Source organism: Chryseobacterium gregarium DSM 19109 (assembly GCF_000430845.1).
GTDB classification, from domain to species: domain Bacteria; phylum Bacteroidota; class Bacteroidia; order Flavobacteriales; family Weeksellaceae; genus Chryseobacterium; species Chryseobacterium gregarium.
In genome coordinates, this window is the sequence record NZ_AUMU01000003.1 from 169,455 (window position 1) to 187,169 (window position 17,715).

The following is a 17,715-nucleotide window of genomic DNA, read 5'->3' on the forward strand; positions in this document are numbered from 1 at the left end:
AATAAATTAAAAATATTTATTAATATACCACATAATAATAAAATAATTTTACTATTAACAATAATTCAATAATCAAAATTTAATTAACATCTATTTGATTTACAGTATATTATAATACATCATAAAATCACATAATGTGGATTAATCTTTATTTAAGATAAAATATATTTTTAATTTATCACCAAATAAAGACTTAATGATCAATAAAAAAAGCAGCAAAATGCTGCTTTGTAGATTCAGTTTTTATTTTTATTAATTCAGATAAAACTCATATTTATTAAGGAGCTGGATTTCTTTAATCAGGTCACCATTCAGATCGACTGAATGTTTCATCGACTGGACTTCCAGGTGCTCAACCTGCGAATCGTCTTCCATATGCTTGATATAGAATTTTATTTTCTGGTTTCCCTGGTTTTTTTCAAGAACCTTCCGGAAAAAGTTCAGGTCTTCGGACCTGAAGTCCATCACATCCATCACCAGAGAAATGCTTTTGGCAAATCGTTCAAATGCTTCCTGCAATTCAATCACTTCATTCACATTCACAAATACCCGCCCGTCTTTTACCTGGGCAAACTTGATTTTTAAAATCACAAACCGCTGAACTTCAAGTTTCTCCTTCAGCTTCATATAATCCCGGTCTCCCAACCTGAAAGAATAGGATCCTGAATAATCTTCCAGGGTTACAAAAGCTACTTTTTCACCGCTTCTGAAACCGTCTTTCACTACATATTCCGTAATTAAGCCGGCAACCGTATATTCTTTTCCGCCGCCGCCGTTTTCCCTCTCTTTCTGTATGGTTTTCCAGTCTTTTTTCTTTTCCTCAAACAGCTCTTCCTGCTTATTGGCGAAAGCCTGTTCTTTATAGGCATCTACCTCATCAAGGTTCAGGAACTGGAAAACCCCCTTCGGTTCTGCTTTTTTCGTTACCTCTTCAATGATTTCCTCTCCTGTCAGCAATTCGTCGGATACAATTTCCACAAGATCAGCAACATCTTCAGGCGTATCTTGTTCTAGGATCGGGGCCTCATCTGTCACCAGTTTTACCTCGTCTTCTTTTTCCAGTACTGATTTCTTGGAAAGTTGCCCCTGCATAAACTGAAAATGATACCTGAATTCGTCCAGCGGATGCGCAGAAAGGTAAAATCCTATAATTTCCTTTTCTTTATTAAGCTTGTGCATATTCGGCCATTCAGGGCAAGGGGGCAATTTCGGCTGTTCGATCTGGACTTCATCCGCAAAGTCTGCAAACAGAGAATTTTCCATTTCATGTTTGCTTTCCTGAAAGCTTTGCCCATACCTGATCAGCCTTTCCAGATTGGTTCTTCCCGCCATATCGATATCAAAATACTGTCCTCTATGGAATTTATCAAGTTCATCAAAAGCTCCTGCCAATACCAGACTTTCCGCCACCCTTTTGTTCATTTGCGAAGGCTGTATCCTCTCAAAGAAATCATAGATATTTTTGAATCTTCCGTTCGCTCTCTCCCGGGTGATGGCCTCGCTTGGCCCCTCCCCGATTCCTTTTATAGCCCCAAGTCCAAAACGGATCTGCCCTTTTTCGTTTACTGAAAATTTGTACTGGGATTCATTCACATCAGGTCCCAGAACATCAACCCCGATACTTTTACAGTCTTCCATGAACATGGTGATTGATTCGGTATTGTTGATGTTGTTGCTCATTACACTGGCCATATATTCTGCTGGATAATTGGCTTTCAGATAGGCAGTCTGATAGGCAATCAAGGCATAACAGGTAGAGTGAGATTTATTGAATGCATATTCTGCAAAGGCCTTCCAGTCATTCCATATTTTTTCTAAACGTTCTTCATTTAAGTTATTTTTCCTTCCGCCTTCAATAAATTTCGGGTACATCTTATTCAGAACGTCGATCTGTTTTTTACCCATTGCTTTTCTCAGCGTATCAGCTTCACCTTTTGTGAAGTTGGCCAGCTTCTGAGACAAAAGCATTACCTGCTCCTGATAAACAGTAATTCCGTAAGTTTCTTTTAAGTATTCTTCGGTTTCCGGCAGGTCGTAGACAATTTCCTCGATCCCGTGCTTTCTGTTGATAAAGTTTGGGATATACTTGATCGGTCCCGGACGGTACAGAGCATTCATGGCAATAAGGTCGGCAAAAACCGTCGGTTTAAGCTCTCTCATATACTTTTGCATCCCCGGACTTTCATACTGGAAAATCCCGATGGTTCTTCCTTCTTTAAACAGCTGGTAGGTTTTCGTGTCTTCAAGCCCAATTTCATCAGGGTCAAGATCAACTCCGTGCCGCTGCTTAACCAATTTAAGGGCATCTTTAATAATCGTAAGGGTCCTCAAACCCAGAAAGTCCATCTTAAGAAGTCCAGCACTTTCCGCCACCGAGTTATCAAACTGGGACACGAGAATATCAGCATCTTTTGCTGCAATGGTCACGGGAACCAAATTGCTTACATCTTCCGGGGTAATAATGACCCCGCAGGCATGGATTCCGGTGTTCCGGATACACCCTTCCATCTTTTTCGCACTTGCCAGAACATCGTGGCGCGGATCTGAAGGGCTGTCCAGGACAAATCTCATCTCATCGACAAGCATCTGGTCTTCCGGTCTTAATTTGTCATATTTAGAAAGCGCTTTCGCAATATTCATTCCCGGTGTGGAAGGAATCAGCTTCGCGATATTGTTCGTATCGGGAATAGGCAGGTCCAATACCCGTCCGGCATCTTTAATCGCAGATTTCCCACCTAAAACCGAGTAGGTAATAATCTGGGCCACCTGATTCTGCCCGTATTTGTCAATGACCCATTTGATGACCCGGTCACGGCCTTCATCGTCAAAATCGATATCAATATCCGGCATCGAAACCCTTTCCGGATTCAGGAACCTCTCAAAAAGGAGGTCATATTTAATCGGGTCCACATTGGTAATTCCGATACAGTAGGCAACGGCGGAACCTGCCGCAGAACCTCTTCCCGGGCCTACCCAGACTCCCATTTTCCGCGCTTCGTTACAGAAATCCTGAACAATGAGGAAATATCCTGGATATCCGGTATTGGCAATAACTTCCAGCTCGAAATCAAGACGTTCTTTAATTTCATCGGTAATTCCGGTTGTTATATATCTTTTTTTCGCGCCTTCATATGTTAAATAAGTCAGGTAAGCCATTTCGCCGCGTTTTCCTCCATCCGCTTCATCTTCAGCATGAATAAATTCTGACGGGATATCAAATTTCGGCAGTAAAACATCCCTTTTTAACGTATAAGGTTTAAATTTTGCAGTAAATTCTTCATAAGCATCAAAAGCATCAGGATATGCCAAAAATGCTTCTTTGATTTCATCCGAATTTTTGATATAATATTCTCCTGTTGCCAGGCCTCTTCTCTTTCCGAAACCTTTCCCGACCGGTGTGGTTAGTTTTTCACCGTCTTTGATGCAGCTTACGATATCCTGTATGTTTGAATCGTCTTTATTGGAATAAAAGGTCTCGTTCTGTGCTAAAATCTTAACGTTATATTTATCTGCAAAGTGCAGTAAAACATCATTCAAATGCTCTTCTTCAGGCAGCTTGTGATTCTGAATCTGAACATAAAAATCATCTTCAAAAGTATCTTTCCACCATTTGAAAAGCTCCTCCCCTTTCTGTTCACCGGTATTCAAAATGGCGTCCGGAATATCTCCGTTTATTCCCGAAGTCAGCGCAATAATTCCTTCTTTATACTGAGCTATCAAATTACGGCTTACCCTCGGAACACCGAAGTAAAATCCTTTCAGGAACCCGATGCTTGAAAGCTTCGCCAGGTTTTTATACCCGTTAAAATCTTTTGCCAGCAAAACCACCTGTGTCCTTCTGTCTGGATCATCTTTGGTAAACTGTTTCTGCTCGTAACGGTCTGAAATATAAAATTCACAGCCCACAACAGGAATCAGAGGTTGTGAAACCGGCTCTTCTTCACTGAACGACTCCCTTTTTTCTTCAGCTTCCTGTTTTTTGGTGAGGTATTCCTTATGTTTTTTTGCCCGGTCACTGTTGGCACCCTCAACTGCTGAAACGAATTTAAAGGCTCCCATCATATTTCCGAGGTCTACCATTCCGACAGCCGGGAAATGATCATCTGAAGCTTTTTTAATCAGGTCATTGATGCTTGACGTAGCGGATAAGGTTGAAAAGACGCTGTGGTTATCGAAGTTGAAATATTTTCCGAGATCAATATCATCAATACTTCCGGCATCGGCTTGTTTTTTCTTATTGTTAAAATCCGCAACCTGCCTTCTGATAACAATATTGAACGGCTTGATCGGATCCGGATATAACGTTTTGAAATACGCAAGCTGATCTTCCGAAGTTTTTAACACCTCGGCAGGAATAATCCCGATCCTCATCATTTCAAAGAACACCTGGGCAGTCGCATTAACGTCGGCTGCCGCATTATGCGCCTCATCAAACTTGTGGCCGTACAATTTTTCGTACAGTTCTTCCAGTTTCGGAGGCTTGAATCTTCCTCCCCGGCCTCCGCCGAGCTGACAGAAATCCGTACCGAGAATCATGGTATCGGCTTTCGGTTTTTCCTGAAGATGATCTTTTATATTTTTACGGTAAAATTCAGCACCGACAATGTTGTAATCAAACTCAACATTATGCCCTGAAACAACCCGTACTTTTTCCAATACTTTGGAAAATTCATTTAAAATTTCTTCAAGGTCACGGCCTTCTTCATTGGCAATCTTCGTGGTAATTCCGTGAATTCTTGCCGCGTTGAAAGGAATATCATACCCTTCCGGCTTTATAATATAATCCTGGTTTTCAAGTAATGTCCCGTCATCATTATGCAACTGCCATGCAATCTGTACCATTCTTGGCCAGTTGTCTGAATCTGAAAGCGGAGCGTTGAAATTCTTTGGTAATCCTGTGGTTTCTGTGTCAAAAACTAAATACATATAATTTCTTCCAGCTTTTAAAGTAAAAAGAGAATGTAAAGTTACTTCAAATTTTTTTTATGAAATGGTTAAAACGATTTGTTTTACCTTATTAAATCATGCATCGGCTCTCTTAAAGGATCTTATATTCAAAAAATTAAATCATAATATCCTAAATTCTGCAAGATAATCCTCTTAAATCAGAGTTGACAGATTCCTTTAACCTTTACCGTTAAAATAATATGGAAATAACAAAAATTCATTCAAATAAAGTTCAAGTAACATATAAAATTAAAAATACCGTTGAAACTTTTCAGGATAATCCTGTACCTGTACGGACAATACCATACACTATCCCCGGAAGCTTGATGTCAATAACCCTTTAACTCCTGCTGTAAAAGCTGATAATACCATTGACAATGTAGAACAGATTGTTATTATCAGCCCTGTATCCGGCAGAAGTTACCGGCACCATCAGCAATACTGAGACAAGCATAGCTCTGACGTCATATACAAAAGGAATATACTTTATTCGGTTAAAACAGATCATAATATCATTTCCAAAAAGGTAATGAAAGAATAAGAATATCAGCACCATAGCGTTACAATACAGCAAAAACACTAACAATTGTTAGTGTTTTGTTTTTTTGTTTATCTTTGCTTCCTATGGAAAATACGCTTCACGAAAAAGTTTCTCAGGATATTCTGCTTAAGGCTTATAACCACATGATGCTTGCCAAGGCAATGGCAGACATCTACGAAGAAAACAGAAATGTTACCAAATATGTTCATAGTACTTCAAGAGGCCATGAGGCCATTCAGCTGGCCACAGCATATCAGCTGAAAAAAGAAGACTGGGTTTCCCCGTATTACAGGGATGAAAGCATTCTTCTGGGAATCGGTTTTGAGCCTTACCAGCTGATGCTACAGTTATTGGCAAAAGCTGATGACCCTTTTTCAGGAGGACGATCCTATTACTCCCATCCGTCCAGCAGGGATGAAGACAAGCCTAAAATCATTCATCAGAGTTCCGCAACGGGAATGCAGACCATTCCGACAACCGGTGTTGCCCAGGGAATCAAATATATTCAGGATTTTGAATTACAGCAGTTTGAAAATAACCCTGTCGTCATATGCAGTCTAGGAGACAATTCCGTAACCGAAGGTGAAGTGAGTGAAGCGCTTCAGTTCGCCGCCCTGCATCAGCTTCCGATTATTTTCCTGGTTCAGGATAACGAATGGGGAATTTCCGTAACGAAAGAAGAAGCCAGAACCTGTGATGCCTATGACTTCGTGGCAGGATTCACCGGGCTGAGCAGAATGAGAGTGGACGGTACCGATTTCGTGGAAAGTTTCGAAGTAATGAAAAAAGCCGTTGATTTTGTACGAAGTGAAAGAAAACCGGTGGTGGTCTGCGCCAAAACAGTACTGATCGGCCATCACACTTCCGGAGTACGAAGGGAATTCTATAGGGATGAAGAAGATTTAACCAAGCACAGAGCAAAGGATCCGGGAGAAATACTGAGAAACTATCTGCTCGATGCCGGTACTGATGAAGAACTCTTAAAACAGATAACCAAAAAAGCCCGCCTGGAAGCAGAAGAAGCTTTTGAAAGAGCTCAGAAAGCAGAAGATCCAAAGCCAGAAACGGTAATGCAGCATATCTTTGCACCGACTCCGATTACGGAAGAAACCGGAACCCGGGAACCGGAAGGCGGAGAAAAAATTGTAATGGTTGATGCAGCCATTCATGCCATCCAGGAAATTATGTGGAAACATCCGGAAGCACTGCTGTACGGACAGGACGTAGGGGAAAGAATCGGTGGTGTTTTCCGTGAAACGGTGACGTTAGGGAAGAAATTCGGAAGCAAAAGGGTATTCAATACCGCGATCCAGGAAGCCTATATTATCGGCTCCACAACAGGGATGAGTGCCGTTGGCCTGAAGCCGATTGTTGAAGTACAGTTTGCGGATTATATTTACCCGGGCATCAACCAGCTGATCACGGAAATTTCAAAATCAAGTTATTTAAGCCAGGGAAAATTCCCGGTAAGCAATATCATCCGTGTCCCTATCGGAGCCTACGGCGGCGGCGGGCCTTACCATAGTGGAAGTGTTGAAAGTATTTTAGCCAATATCAAAGGGATTAAAATCGCTTATCCAAGCAACGCAGCAGATTTCAAAGGTTTGTTAAAAGCAGCTTATTATGATCCGAATCCGGTAGTTATGCTAGAACATAAAGGCCTGTACTGGAGCAAAGTGCCGGGAACCGAAGATGCGAAAACCATTGAACCGGCAGAAGATTACATTTTACCTTTCGGGAAAGGGAAAGTAATTATCGAAGCGGATAAGGAAGAAACCGAAAAAGGCAGAACTTTGCTGGTAGTAACCTACGGAATGGGGGTTTACTGGGCAAAAGAAGCCGCGAAGCACTTTAACGGGAGAGTGGAAGTCATTGATTTAAGAACCATCATCCCACTGGATGAAGAACTGGTTTTTGAAAGAGTACAAGCCCACGGCAAATGTATTGTCTTAACGGAAGAGCAGCTGAACAATTCTTTTGCAGAAGCTTTCGCCCACAGAATTTCGAAGAACTGCTTCCGATATCTTGATGCTCCGGTTGAAACCATGGGATCGCTTGATACTCCGGCCGTCCCGATCAATCTGATATTGGAAAAAGAGATGCTGCCGAATGCTGAAAAGCTGACAAAGAAAATCGAAGAAATACTTACACAGTAATCAATATACAACCTCCGGATATCCCGGAGGTTTTTTTAGGCCATTTTTATTGAAGTATAATTGTTTATTTTGATACCACATCCTGTCTTGGTATTTGTTTTGCTTACCCATTCGTTGACCTTAAACGTCTATACAGTTCATTCATGATCACAACAAGATATATCAATGCCAAGCAGATCCTGAATCTATCAGGTAAACACCTCATCATTATAACGGTATGGTGTACTCTTATTGCCCTTGTTTTTTATTTCCTGGACTGGCAGTGGATGATTATTCCCTGGGTTCCGGTGGCACTTATCGGTACAGCAGAAGCATTTCTGGTCGGTTTTAAAAACAATCAGGCCTACGATAGATTATGGGAGGCCCGGAAAATATGGGGCGGAATCGTGAATTCCAGCCGGTCTTTTGCCGCTATGATCTACGCTTTCGATACAGATCAGGACGAGATAGGGATGTTGGATCTGGAAAAACGGAGAAGAAAGATCATATGCCGGCATATCGCATGGCTCTATGCCTTCAGGGAACAGCTTCTGGTTCCTACCGAATGGGAACATATCAAAGCTGAAGAGACCGACCAGTTCAAAAATATTGACCATAAAAGGAACAGGCTCATCAAAGCAGGATTCCCGGATTACTCCAGGACTCCGATTTTTCTTAATAAATACCTCTCTGAAGAAGAGGCAGAACTTCAGTCCACTTACAAAAATTTTGCGACCTATCTTATTTCCCAGCAGGCAAAAGACATCAACGAACTTAAAAATAACAAAATAATTTCGGAATTCAACCAGCTTCAGTTACAGACCTGCTTAAATGAATTCTACGGTTACCAGGGACAGGCAGAAAGAATTAAAAAATTCCCTTCCCCAAGACAGTTTGCCAGTACGGCGTTTATATTCAATATCTTATTTATTATGCTTCTTCCATTGGGATTGGTAAGTGAATTTGCCAAGCTTGGAGACTGGGGGATCTGGATAAGCATCCCTTTTTGTATCATTGTCGGCTGGATCTATATCATTATGGAGCTTGTAGGGGATTATTCGGAAAATCCTTTTGCGGGACTGATGTTTGACGTCCCTATGCTATCGATTTGCCGGACCATTGAAATCGACCTTCTGCAAATGGCAGGCGAAACCGACCTTCCGGAACCGATTGCCTCTAAAAACGGAGTCCTGGTCTAATAATTACAGAACAATGGCCGTTGTATTTTTAACTTCAGAAATCATAAATGAACTGTGGGTACTTGCAATATGCTGTAATGTGGTGAGTTTGGTCAGCATAAAATTCCGGTAATCCGGCATATCTTTAACCCCTATTTTTAAAATATAGTCGTAATCTCCGCTTACATGAAAACATTCCGTGACTTCATCAAGCGTCATGATTTCTTTTTCAAACTGGAGTACATGCTGCTTTTTGTGCTGGGCCAGTTTTACATGACACAAAACAATAAAATCCCTGTGGATTTTCTGCCGGTCTAAAAGCGCCACATACTTTGAAATCACTCCCGTATTTTCCATTTTCCTGATGCGTTCATAAACAGCAGTTACAGACAAACCGAGTTTGTAAGACAGTTCTTTTGTGGTTTGCTTTGAATTTTCCTGTAAAAAAAGAAGCAGTTTTTTATCAATCTCATCAAAGTTCATAGATAAATTTTTGTTAAAAGTTTATGATTTTCAAATATATAAAACTTTTTCTCTAGTAAATTGATATATAATAGATTTATATTCCTAAAATCAGAATTTGTATTGTAAAAAAGAAGTAATTAAGTGAGATTTACCGGTGAAAGATCTAAGACTTATGAACGACTTTAATGCAGCCAATGAAATTCAGGATTTACAGTACTTCGGTGAATTCGGCGGGGTGAACCCTTCCATTTCAGACAGTTCCACATACACTTTCCTTTCTGCAAAAACCATGTTTGATACTTTTGAAGGCAATGCAGAAGGATGTTATCTGTATTCGAGACATTCTTCACCGATGAACCTGTATCTCTCCGAAGCCCTGGCAAAAATGGAAAATACAGAAGCTGCAAATGTTACCGCATCGGGAATGGGTGCCATTACTTCTGTTCTAATGCAGGTCTGTAAAAGCGGTGACCATATTATTTCCAGCAGAACCATTTACGGCGGGACCTATGCTTTTCTGAAAAATTTCCTTCCGTCACTTCATATCAATACGACTTTTTTGGATATCAATAATTTTGAATCGGTAGAAAAAGCAATACAGCCCAACACCAGAGTAATTTACTGCGAAAGTGTAAGCAACCCGCTTCTGGAAGTGGCCGATTTGAGAAGACTTTCTGCAATATGTAAGAAACATCAGATCAAACTGATTGTAGACAACACCTTTTCACCATTATCCATTTCACCGGCATTATTGGGAGCAGATATTGTGATCCATTCCTTAACCAAATTCATTAATGGGAGCAGCGATACCGTCGGCGGCGTATACTGCGCAAACCAGGAATTCATTAATGACACAAAAAATGTGAATACCGGAGCCTGTATGCTGTTAGGCCCGACGATGGACAGTCTGCGTTCTTCAAGCATTCTTAAAAATCTGAGAACGCTTCATATCAGGATGAAACAGCACAGCCATAATGCCATGTATCTGGCGCAGAGATTTGAAAATGATGGCTTAAAAGTTTCTTATCCCGGATTACCGTCCCATAAAAACCATGAACTGATGAAGAGCATGATGCATAAGGAATACGGATTTGGCGGGCTGCTGACCTTAGATGCCGGAACTACGGATAAAGCCAACAAACTGATGGAAATGATGCAGCAGGAAAATCTGGGCTACCTTGCAGTAAGCCTAGGCTTTTATAAAACCCTGTTCTCATGTTCAGGAAGTTCTACATCTTCTGAAATCCCTGAAGAAGAACGCGCCGCGATGGGAATTTCCGACGGGCTCATCAGATTCTCTATCGGTCTGGACCACGATATCCAGCGAACTTACGAAAAGATGAAGGAATGCATGCTCAAAACAGGCATTCTCAACCATGAAACCATCTCTATATCTTGATTTTAAGAAAGCTGTTGTTTATTCAACAGCTTTTATTTTTTATGGAAATGGGTAGGAAAAGCTTCTTCCGGCTTCATTCTGAAAACATTTAATAATAGCCATGATTTTAAAAATCCGTATCCGTAAGAAAACATCTGGATATAAGTGGAAATGACCGCCATTCCTGCAATGCTGATATTTTTAGTAACCCATAAGGCATGAAACAGGACCATAAAAGTGTATAATCCGTAAAAAGCAAGGATAAGCCCTCTGCCTATAATAAAATACTCCAGAAAGCCCATCAGGTAACCCAGCAAAAACAGCGTGGGAAAAGCAAAGGAAATTTTCACATAATCAGGATGCCTTTGGTTAAGGATTGGCCTTGCACAGCCAAACTGGTAGATCTGCTTTGAAAACTTCCCGAAATCCACCCTGCGTTTGTGATATACAGCGATATTATCAAAGAAAGCGGTGGTATACCCGTTTTCCCAAAGGGTCATCGAAAGGTCCGGATCTTCGCCGATTCTCATTTCCGAAAAACCGCCTACGGTATTAAATACGTCTTTCTTCACACCCATATTGAAACTTCGGGGCTGGAATTTTGAAACGGTTTTTTTATTTCCGCGGACTCCACCGGTAGTAAAAACCGAAGTCATGGAATAGGAAATCGCCTTTTGCATCAGGTTAAATCCTTTATGGGCCTTATCCGCTCCGCCAAAAGCATCACAGGGAATCTGAAGGATATCTTTCTTGATATTTTCAATATAATCCGTTTCCACAATCACATCACTGTCCACGAAAACCAGCCATTCGTTCTTTGCCCTCCTGGCTCCGTAATTCCTCGTCAGTCCCGGCCCGGAATTATCCTTCCTGAAATACTGGATTTCCAGTAATTCTTCAAAATTCCGGATCGTGGGTTTTAAATCAATCAGCGAACCGTCATCTACTATAATGATTTCAAACGATTTGTCCGCCTGGGCGGTAAGCGAATTCAGGAGCTCAAAAAGTTCGTCTCTGCGGTTAAATATAGCAACGATGATGGAAATGGTAGGATTCAAATCTGAAAATTTTTCAAAATTAATTATTCGCGAAGGATTGCGCAAACATGTTTTGTACTAATTGAACGCAAAGCGCAATAAAATAATACATTCATTTAATCAGAGGAGTTACTTATTTACCCTCACACGTTCTTGAAGTTATTTTATAGTTGGTAATCAGACAAATATTCCTGATTTAAAATAAACATACAAAACAATGGAAATAAAAAGTAAAAGCACAGAATAGCTGAACAACAGCCATTGAAAAACACTTTTGAAATAATATTTTTCCAGGGTATATAAAATAAAAAACAGTATGAGTGAAATAGCCAGTCCGATTAAAGAAGCAACGATAAGCGTCTGAACATAATTTTCGGAAGGCAATGGGTTTTTAAAAACAAAAAACAGCAATACGGCAGAAACCAGAAGCAATCCTGAACTCAATTTTTCAGTAAAATATTTTGTTTCTTTTTTAATTTTACCTTTTTTATCGTCACTTACATCTGAAGAGACATTACCGATCAGGCCTAAAAAATCTGTAATGATATCAAAAATCTCAAAAAAATTCCAGGACATAAGTTTTAGTTAACAGTAAAAATAAAAAACCTTCCGGTAAAAGGAAGGTTATTATTGATTTATTGGTTCTCCAGTTTATGCACTTTCTTCGTTCCCTCATACATTTCATATTGCAGAAATCTCGTCTCCAGCTTCCCGTTGAAAAGCTTGATTTTCCTTGAAGGGCGGAGACCTATTTTTTTCACTGCTTCCAGATCGGAAGAAATCAGCCAGGCTAAGGTATTCGGATAATGGGTTTTAAACGTATCTCCTATTTTTTTATAAAAATCATCATCGTTAATCGAAATCCTTTCGTCATAAGGCGGATTAAACACCATCAGTAAAGGAAAAAGCTCTTTTTTGGAATCGAAGAAATCCTGCTTTTTAAGATCAATCACGTCTTCCATCTCGGCTGCTTCGATATTAGTTCTGGCAGCATTCAGCATTCTGGCATCAATGTCGTAGCCTACAATCTTACCCGTAAATTCTTTAATCCTTCCAATTCTTACTTCCTTGATTTTCGTAAATAATTCAGCATCGTAATTTTTCCAGTTCTGGAAAGCAAATCTTTTTCTGAAAATCTGCGCCGGAAGGTCCAATGCGATCATAGCCGCTTCGATCAGAAGTGTCCCTGAACCACACATCGGGTCAAGGAAATTCCCTTTTCCGTCCCAGCCTGCCAGGTGAAGCATTCCGCTTGCCAGGACTTCATTGATCGGCGCTTCGCCCTGCTCTTTTCGGTAGCCTCTTTTAAACAAGGCATCACCGGACGAATCCAGAGAGATTGTCACTAGTTCCCTGTCAATATGCAGATGGAATTTAATATCCGGGCTTTTAGGCTCTACATTAGGGCGCCTTTTAAATTTCTCCTGGAAATAATCAACAATGGCATCCTTCATTTTCAGTGTAACGAACTGGGAATGTTTGAAGGTCTCGGAATTCACTGTTGAATCAATCGCAAAAGACTGTTCAACATCCATAAACTGCTCCCACTCTACTTTAAACAGCTTGTCGTAAAACTGGTGCTGGTTGAACGCTTTAAATTCCATAACCGGAATTAAAATTTTTAAAGCAAGTCTGGAGGAATAATTGATTTTATATAAAAAGCCGAGATCGCCTTCGCAATTGACCGCCCGGTTCTTCATTTCCACATTGCGCCCGCCTAATTTTTTTATTTCTTCTGCCAGAATATGTTCAAGGCCGAAAAATGTTTTTATCTGAATCTGTAAGTTTTCTGTATTCATAAGTACGTATTAAAGCTGTAAATATTTAAAAATTAAAAGATTAGGTATTCTATTTTTCATTTAATTGAATATTTCAATCTTCCAATGTTAAATACTTTTTCCTTTTCCCGCACAAATTTAGTTATTTTTGCATTATGGAATGGTTTGAATCTTGGTTTGATACCCCTTATTATCATTTGCTTTACAGCAACAGAGACTATACGGAAGCAGAAAGCTTCATCACAAAACTCACTGCAGACCTGCAACTTCCGCCAGATTCCAGAATTATCGATCTGGCCTGCGGAAAAGGAAGGCACTCTGTTTTTCTTAATCAATTAGGTTATCATGTATTAGGGTTGGACCTTTCGAGACAAAGTATAGAATTTGACAAACAGTTTGAAAACCAGACGCTGACCTTTGGTGTTCACGACATGAGAAGCCCAATTGACGCAGATCCTGTGGATGCGGTATTCAATCTTTTTACCAGCTTCGGGTATTTTGATGATTCAGAGGACGATAAAAAAGTGTTTCAGTCGGTGCATAATATTTTAAAGCCGGGAGGGTTCTTTGTCCTGGACTATCTTAATGAAGAATATGTAAGAAAAAATATCGTTCCGGAATCTGTTGTTGAGAAAGCAGGCATCAAATTTAAAATTTTCAAAAAAATAGAAGGCAGGTATATTGTGAAGGATATCCGCTTCGAAGCTGACGGGAAATCCCATCATTTCTTTGAAAAAGTAAAACTTCATACCTTGGAAACCATCAATTCGTATGCATCAGACTGCGGATTTGAAAGAATAAAAATCTGGGGAGATTACCAGTTGAATGAATTTAAAAAAGAAACTTCGTTACGTTGTATAAATTTATTTAAGAAAAAATGATAACCGTACTTCTACTGATTGCAAGTGTTATTGCCGGAGTATTTCTCGGAAAGTATTTCGGGAAAAAAGAAAAACTCGCAAAAAATTTACTGATTCTCAGCGCAGGGTTTCTGATTACGATCTGTTTAAACGAAGTATTTCCGCAGGTGTATACCGCTGAAGCGGGCAGCAGCCTGGGCATCTTTGTGATTGCAGGGGTGTTGCTGCAAATGATCTTGGAAGCTCTGACAAAGGGTTTTGAGCACGGACACGTTCACCATCACAGCGAACATAATATTCTTCCTGTCGCCTTAATGGTCGGGCTTTTTGTGCATGCTTTTATTGAGGGGATTCCTTTAGCGAATGAAGAACACGAATTTTCGCCTTATCTATTGGGAATTGTGTTTCACAACCTGCCGATCTCATTTATTTTAGGTGCTTTTCTTTTTAACAGAAAAGGGGAATCTAAGTCCAGTACATCTTATCCTTCTATTTTGATTGTAGTTTTATTTGCTCTGGCTTCACCGATGGGAATGCTCCTGGGAAATTATTTCAATCCGGATCTGCAGCCTTATTTCCTGGCTATTGTAGGCGGGATTTTCCTTCATATTTCTTCTGTCATTATTTTTGAGAGCAATAAAAACCATAATATTGACTGGGTAAAAATCGGATTGGTTATTTTGGGCGTTTCTCTAGCTTTGCTTATGCATTTGTTTCATGATCATTCAGCAGTAGGACACCATCATTAACATCATCAACTTAAAAATAAAAAGCTCCGGATTATTCCGGAGCTTTCTGTTTGTAACCTATTACTCTTTGTCTGAAATTAAAATTTCCAGCCGAATGTAAGGAAGAAATTATTTCTGATATTTTTTACATCTGAAACGGCATAGCCTTCACTGGCAATCAGACGGTTGGGAGAATAATATCCATCTTCAAAATCACCATTAACCACACCTCTTAAAAAAGGATTGCTGTATTTTGAAGTCATATTCTGATACGCTGCATCGATATAGAATGATTTGAAATCATATCCGATACCGAACGACAGCATATTTCTGTCATTAAGAATAAGATTGCTGTAAGACGTCGAATTGTCTGACAAGCTTCCGTTATTGTCATAGGAATTTACAGAAAGTGCATTGAAAGGACTTGACGCATAAGAATACCCGCCTCTCAATCTGAATTGTTTTATTCTGTATTCTGCACCCAGTTTCAGTTCCGAAAGATTTTTAGCATCTTCTTTAAAGAAATCATTTAAAACGTTCTCTGACGGTCCGTAAACTTTATACTTTGGTTTTGTTAAACCGAGGGTATAGTCGATATTTAAAGAAAAGCTTTTGTTTGCAATAAATGCAGCACTTACGGTTGCCTTTAACGGTGAAGTCAGCTTTCTGTTTTCAATCCCATAATCATCCCCGTAAATTGCATCATTATAAAAATTATAGCTTCTGTCGATATTCCAGAAAGTAGGCGTTTCCAGGGCGGCACCAATTCTGAAATTCCGGTTTAATTTCCCGATTACCCCTAATGAAGCAGAGAAACCGTTTCCTTTTTCATAGAAAGGCGTGTTCTGTTTGCTGAAATATTCTGAATTGCCGGAAGATAAATCGTTGAAGATCGCAGTATCCGACTGGTCCATAGATGAATTCAGAAAGTTTAATCCTGCGCCGATGTATAAATTATTGTTATAATTGGCTCCTACACCAAAGCTTGTTTTTGATAAATATCCGTATCTGTCATACGCATGCCTGCCGAATGAAGAACTTCCGCCGTCAGGGAAATCATAAACAAGGTTATTATTACCCGGCGTTTCGATATAATTTTCAATAGACTGGTTGGAATAATTTACTCCGATATTGATAAATTTCCAGGCACTTTCGGTCATTAACTGGAATGTCATGACGGCACCGATATTTCCAATATCTCCTTTATTGGTATTATATGAATAAGAGGATCCAGCATACGAGGAGGTATTTTTATTACCCGTAAGAGACAGTGTTCCTGAAATTTCGCCGGAAATCGCAACACCAAGCCCTGCCGGGTTGGTTAACAGCGCATTGGCATCACCTCCCAGGGCTCCGTTAGATCCTGCCATCGCATTAAACTTTGCAGAACCTATATTTGGAGAAGCTGAATATACATCTACTGTATTCCTTATTACAGAAACATCCTGAGCCTGCGCAAAAAATGCGGCAGAAATACTCATCATTGCTAAAGATTTTTTTAACATTATTTTTTGAATAGTTATTGATTTCTAATTATCTGCCACCTCTGAAGCCGCCGCCTCCACCGCCGCCGGATCTGAAGCCACCGCCGCCGCTTCCGCCGCCGAAGCCACCACCACCGGATCTGAATCCGCCGCCGCTGTTTGAGTTGTTGAAACTGCCACTGTTGTTTCTATAGCCGCCGTTGTCATTTCTGAAGCCCCCGTCGCTTCTTCTCGGCTGAGACTGCTGGGTATTGTAATTCGGTCTTGTCTGAGTCTGAGGGTTACGGAATCCTCCCTGATTTCTGAACCCTCCGTTTGTGCTTCCTTGTCTGAAACCTCCGTTAGATCCCCTGAAACCTCCATTAACCGTATTCCCGTTTCTGAAGCCTCCGTTTACGGTATTTCCATTCCTGAAACCGCCTGTATTGGAATTACTTCTTCTGAATCCGTTTGAAGAATTGACTCCGTATTTATTGGCAAAGCTTCCGTTGTACGAGTTGAATCCTCTTCCGCCTGAAGCACTTCTTCTGTAGACAGAATTGTAGTTTCCACCCCAATATCCGCCACCGTAGCCCCAGCCGCCGTAAGGATACCCATAGCCGTAATAGCCGCCCCAGTATGGATTATAGCCACCCCAATAAGGTGAGTATCCCCAACCCATATTCCAGCCGCCGCCCCAGCCCCAGGATAATCCCATACCCCAGCCACCGCCGTAGCCCCAGTATGGGCTGTAACCGCCATACCATCCCCACGGAGATCCCCATGAGTTGTCATAATAGTTGGTCTGGCTTCCTGCGAAATTCCCCCAGTCGGAGTCTGTGGCATTGGTATTCCAGTTATAATTATTCCAGTCTTCATATCTTCCTTCCCGGGAATTCATTTCTGCGTTCTGAACAACATTTGTATCATCCTGATAATAGTTGTAATCATCTCCTACCCTGTTTCCTTTGTCATTAATAATCACTCCTTCCGGAAGTGTATCTTTATTCGGGTCGTAGTAAACGCCATCTGTCTCACTGTAGCCGCCCATCTGAGCGCCGCAAGACACAAGTAATAATCCGCTTGATATAGCCAGAATCCCTTTGGATTTCAGCATGCCCAGCAAATTTTTATGTATATTTCTTTTCATGATAACGTAAAAATTTTTAAATTAAATTATATTTGCAGTCTGTACCAAAAATGTA

At 40.5% G+C, this 17,715-nt stretch carries 12 protein-coding genes; 5 read left to right on the forward strand and 7 right to left on the reverse strand.

The annotated features are described in order from the left end of the window. Positions 1–252 precede the first annotated feature (252 nt). Complete coding sequence (dnaE, locus tag H561_RS0105820; protein ID WP_027386155.1) at positions 253–4,926, reverse strand: DNA polymerase III subunit alpha; 4,674 nt, start codon at positions 4,924–4,926, stop codon at positions 253–255. 645 nt (positions 4,927–5,571) lie between these two features. Here dnaE and H561_RS0105835 point away from each other — a divergent pair. Beyond that, entirely contained in the window at positions 5,572–7,644 is a 2,073-nt protein-coding gene (locus H561_RS0105835) for an alpha-ketoacid dehydrogenase subunit alpha/beta (protein ID WP_027386157.1), read from the forward strand. 143 nt (positions 7,645–7,787) lie between these two features. Next, the gene (locus H561_RS0105845; RefSeq protein WP_027386158.1) at positions 7,788–8,822 is read left to right on the forward strand and encodes a bestrophin family protein; all 1,035 of its coding nucleotides are present in this window, start codon (positions 7,788–7,790) and stop codon (positions 8,820–8,822) included. A 3-nt stretch (positions 8,823–8,825) separates the two neighbouring features. On the opposite strand, the gene H561_RS0105850 is transcribed toward H561_RS0105845, so the two are convergent. Next, positions 8,826–9,284 carry an Lrp/AsnC family transcriptional regulator gene (locus H561_RS0105850; protein ID WP_027386159.1) on the reverse strand — a complete coding sequence of 153 codons (459 nt, stop codon included), beginning with the start codon at positions 9,282–9,284 and terminating at the stop codon, positions 8,826–8,828. 154 nt (positions 9,285–9,438) lie between these two features. On the opposite strand from H561_RS0105850, the gene H561_RS0105855 reads away from it, so the two are divergent. Then, positions 9,439–10,665, forward strand: a complete 1,227-nt coding sequence (locus H561_RS0105855; protein WP_027386160.1) for an aminotransferase class I/II-fold pyridoxal phosphate-dependent enzyme — start codon at positions 9,439–9,441, stop codon at positions 10,663–10,665. A 32-nt stretch (positions 10,666–10,697) separates the two neighbouring features. Here H561_RS0105855 and H561_RS0105860 read toward each other — a convergent pair whose 3' ends face one another. From H561_RS0105860 to H561_RS0105870, 3 genes are all read right to left on the reverse strand, one after another. After that, positions 10,698–11,702, reverse strand: a complete 1,005-nt coding sequence (locus H561_RS0105860) for a glycosyltransferase (protein WP_027386161.1) — start codon at positions 11,700–11,702, stop codon at positions 10,698–10,700. 156 nt (positions 11,703–11,858) lie between these two features. Next, positions 11,859–12,257, reverse strand: coding sequence for a hypothetical protein (locus H561_RS0105865; RefSeq protein WP_027386162.1), 399 nt, complete (start codon positions 12,255–12,257; stop codon positions 11,859–11,861). A gap of 59 nt (positions 12,258–12,316) precedes the next feature. Continuing rightward, positions 12,317–13,480, reverse strand: coding sequence for a THUMP domain-containing class I SAM-dependent RNA methyltransferase (locus H561_RS0105870; RefSeq protein ID WP_027386163.1), 1,164 nt, complete (start codon positions 13,478–13,480; stop codon positions 12,317–12,319). 134 nt (positions 13,481–13,614) lie between these two features. Here H561_RS0105870 and H561_RS0105875 point away from each other — a divergent pair, with 134 nt between their 5' ends. Both H561_RS0105875 and H561_RS0105880 read left to right on the forward strand, forming a co-directional pair. Beyond that, a complete protein-coding gene (locus H561_RS0105875; protein WP_027386164.1) occupies positions 13,615–14,340 on the forward strand; it encodes a class I SAM-dependent DNA methyltransferase in 726 nt (241 codons plus the stop codon). Next, a complete protein-coding gene (locus tag H561_RS0105880) occupies positions 14,340–15,068 on the forward strand; it encodes a ZIP family metal transporter (RefSeq protein ID WP_027386165.1) in 729 nt (242 codons plus the stop codon). Before H561_RS0105875 ends, H561_RS0105880 begins: the two co-directional genes overlap by 1 nt. Positions 15,069–15,145: 77 nt before the next feature. Here the strand turns inward: H561_RS0105880 and H561_RS0105885 are convergent, their stop codons facing one another. Both H561_RS0105885 and H561_RS23885 read right to left on the reverse strand, forming a co-directional pair. Then, positions 15,146–16,552: an OmpP1/FadL family transporter gene (locus H561_RS0105885; RefSeq protein ID WP_027386166.1), complete on the reverse strand. Its 1,407-nt coding sequence runs from the start codon at positions 16,550–16,552 to the stop codon at positions 15,146–15,148. Between the two features lie 28 nt (positions 16,553–16,580). After that, positions 16,581–17,660, reverse strand: a complete 1,080-nt coding sequence (locus tag H561_RS23885) for a hypothetical protein (protein WP_027386167.1) — start codon at positions 17,658–17,660, stop codon at positions 16,581–16,583. Positions 17,661–17,715: the final 55 nt, after the last annotated feature.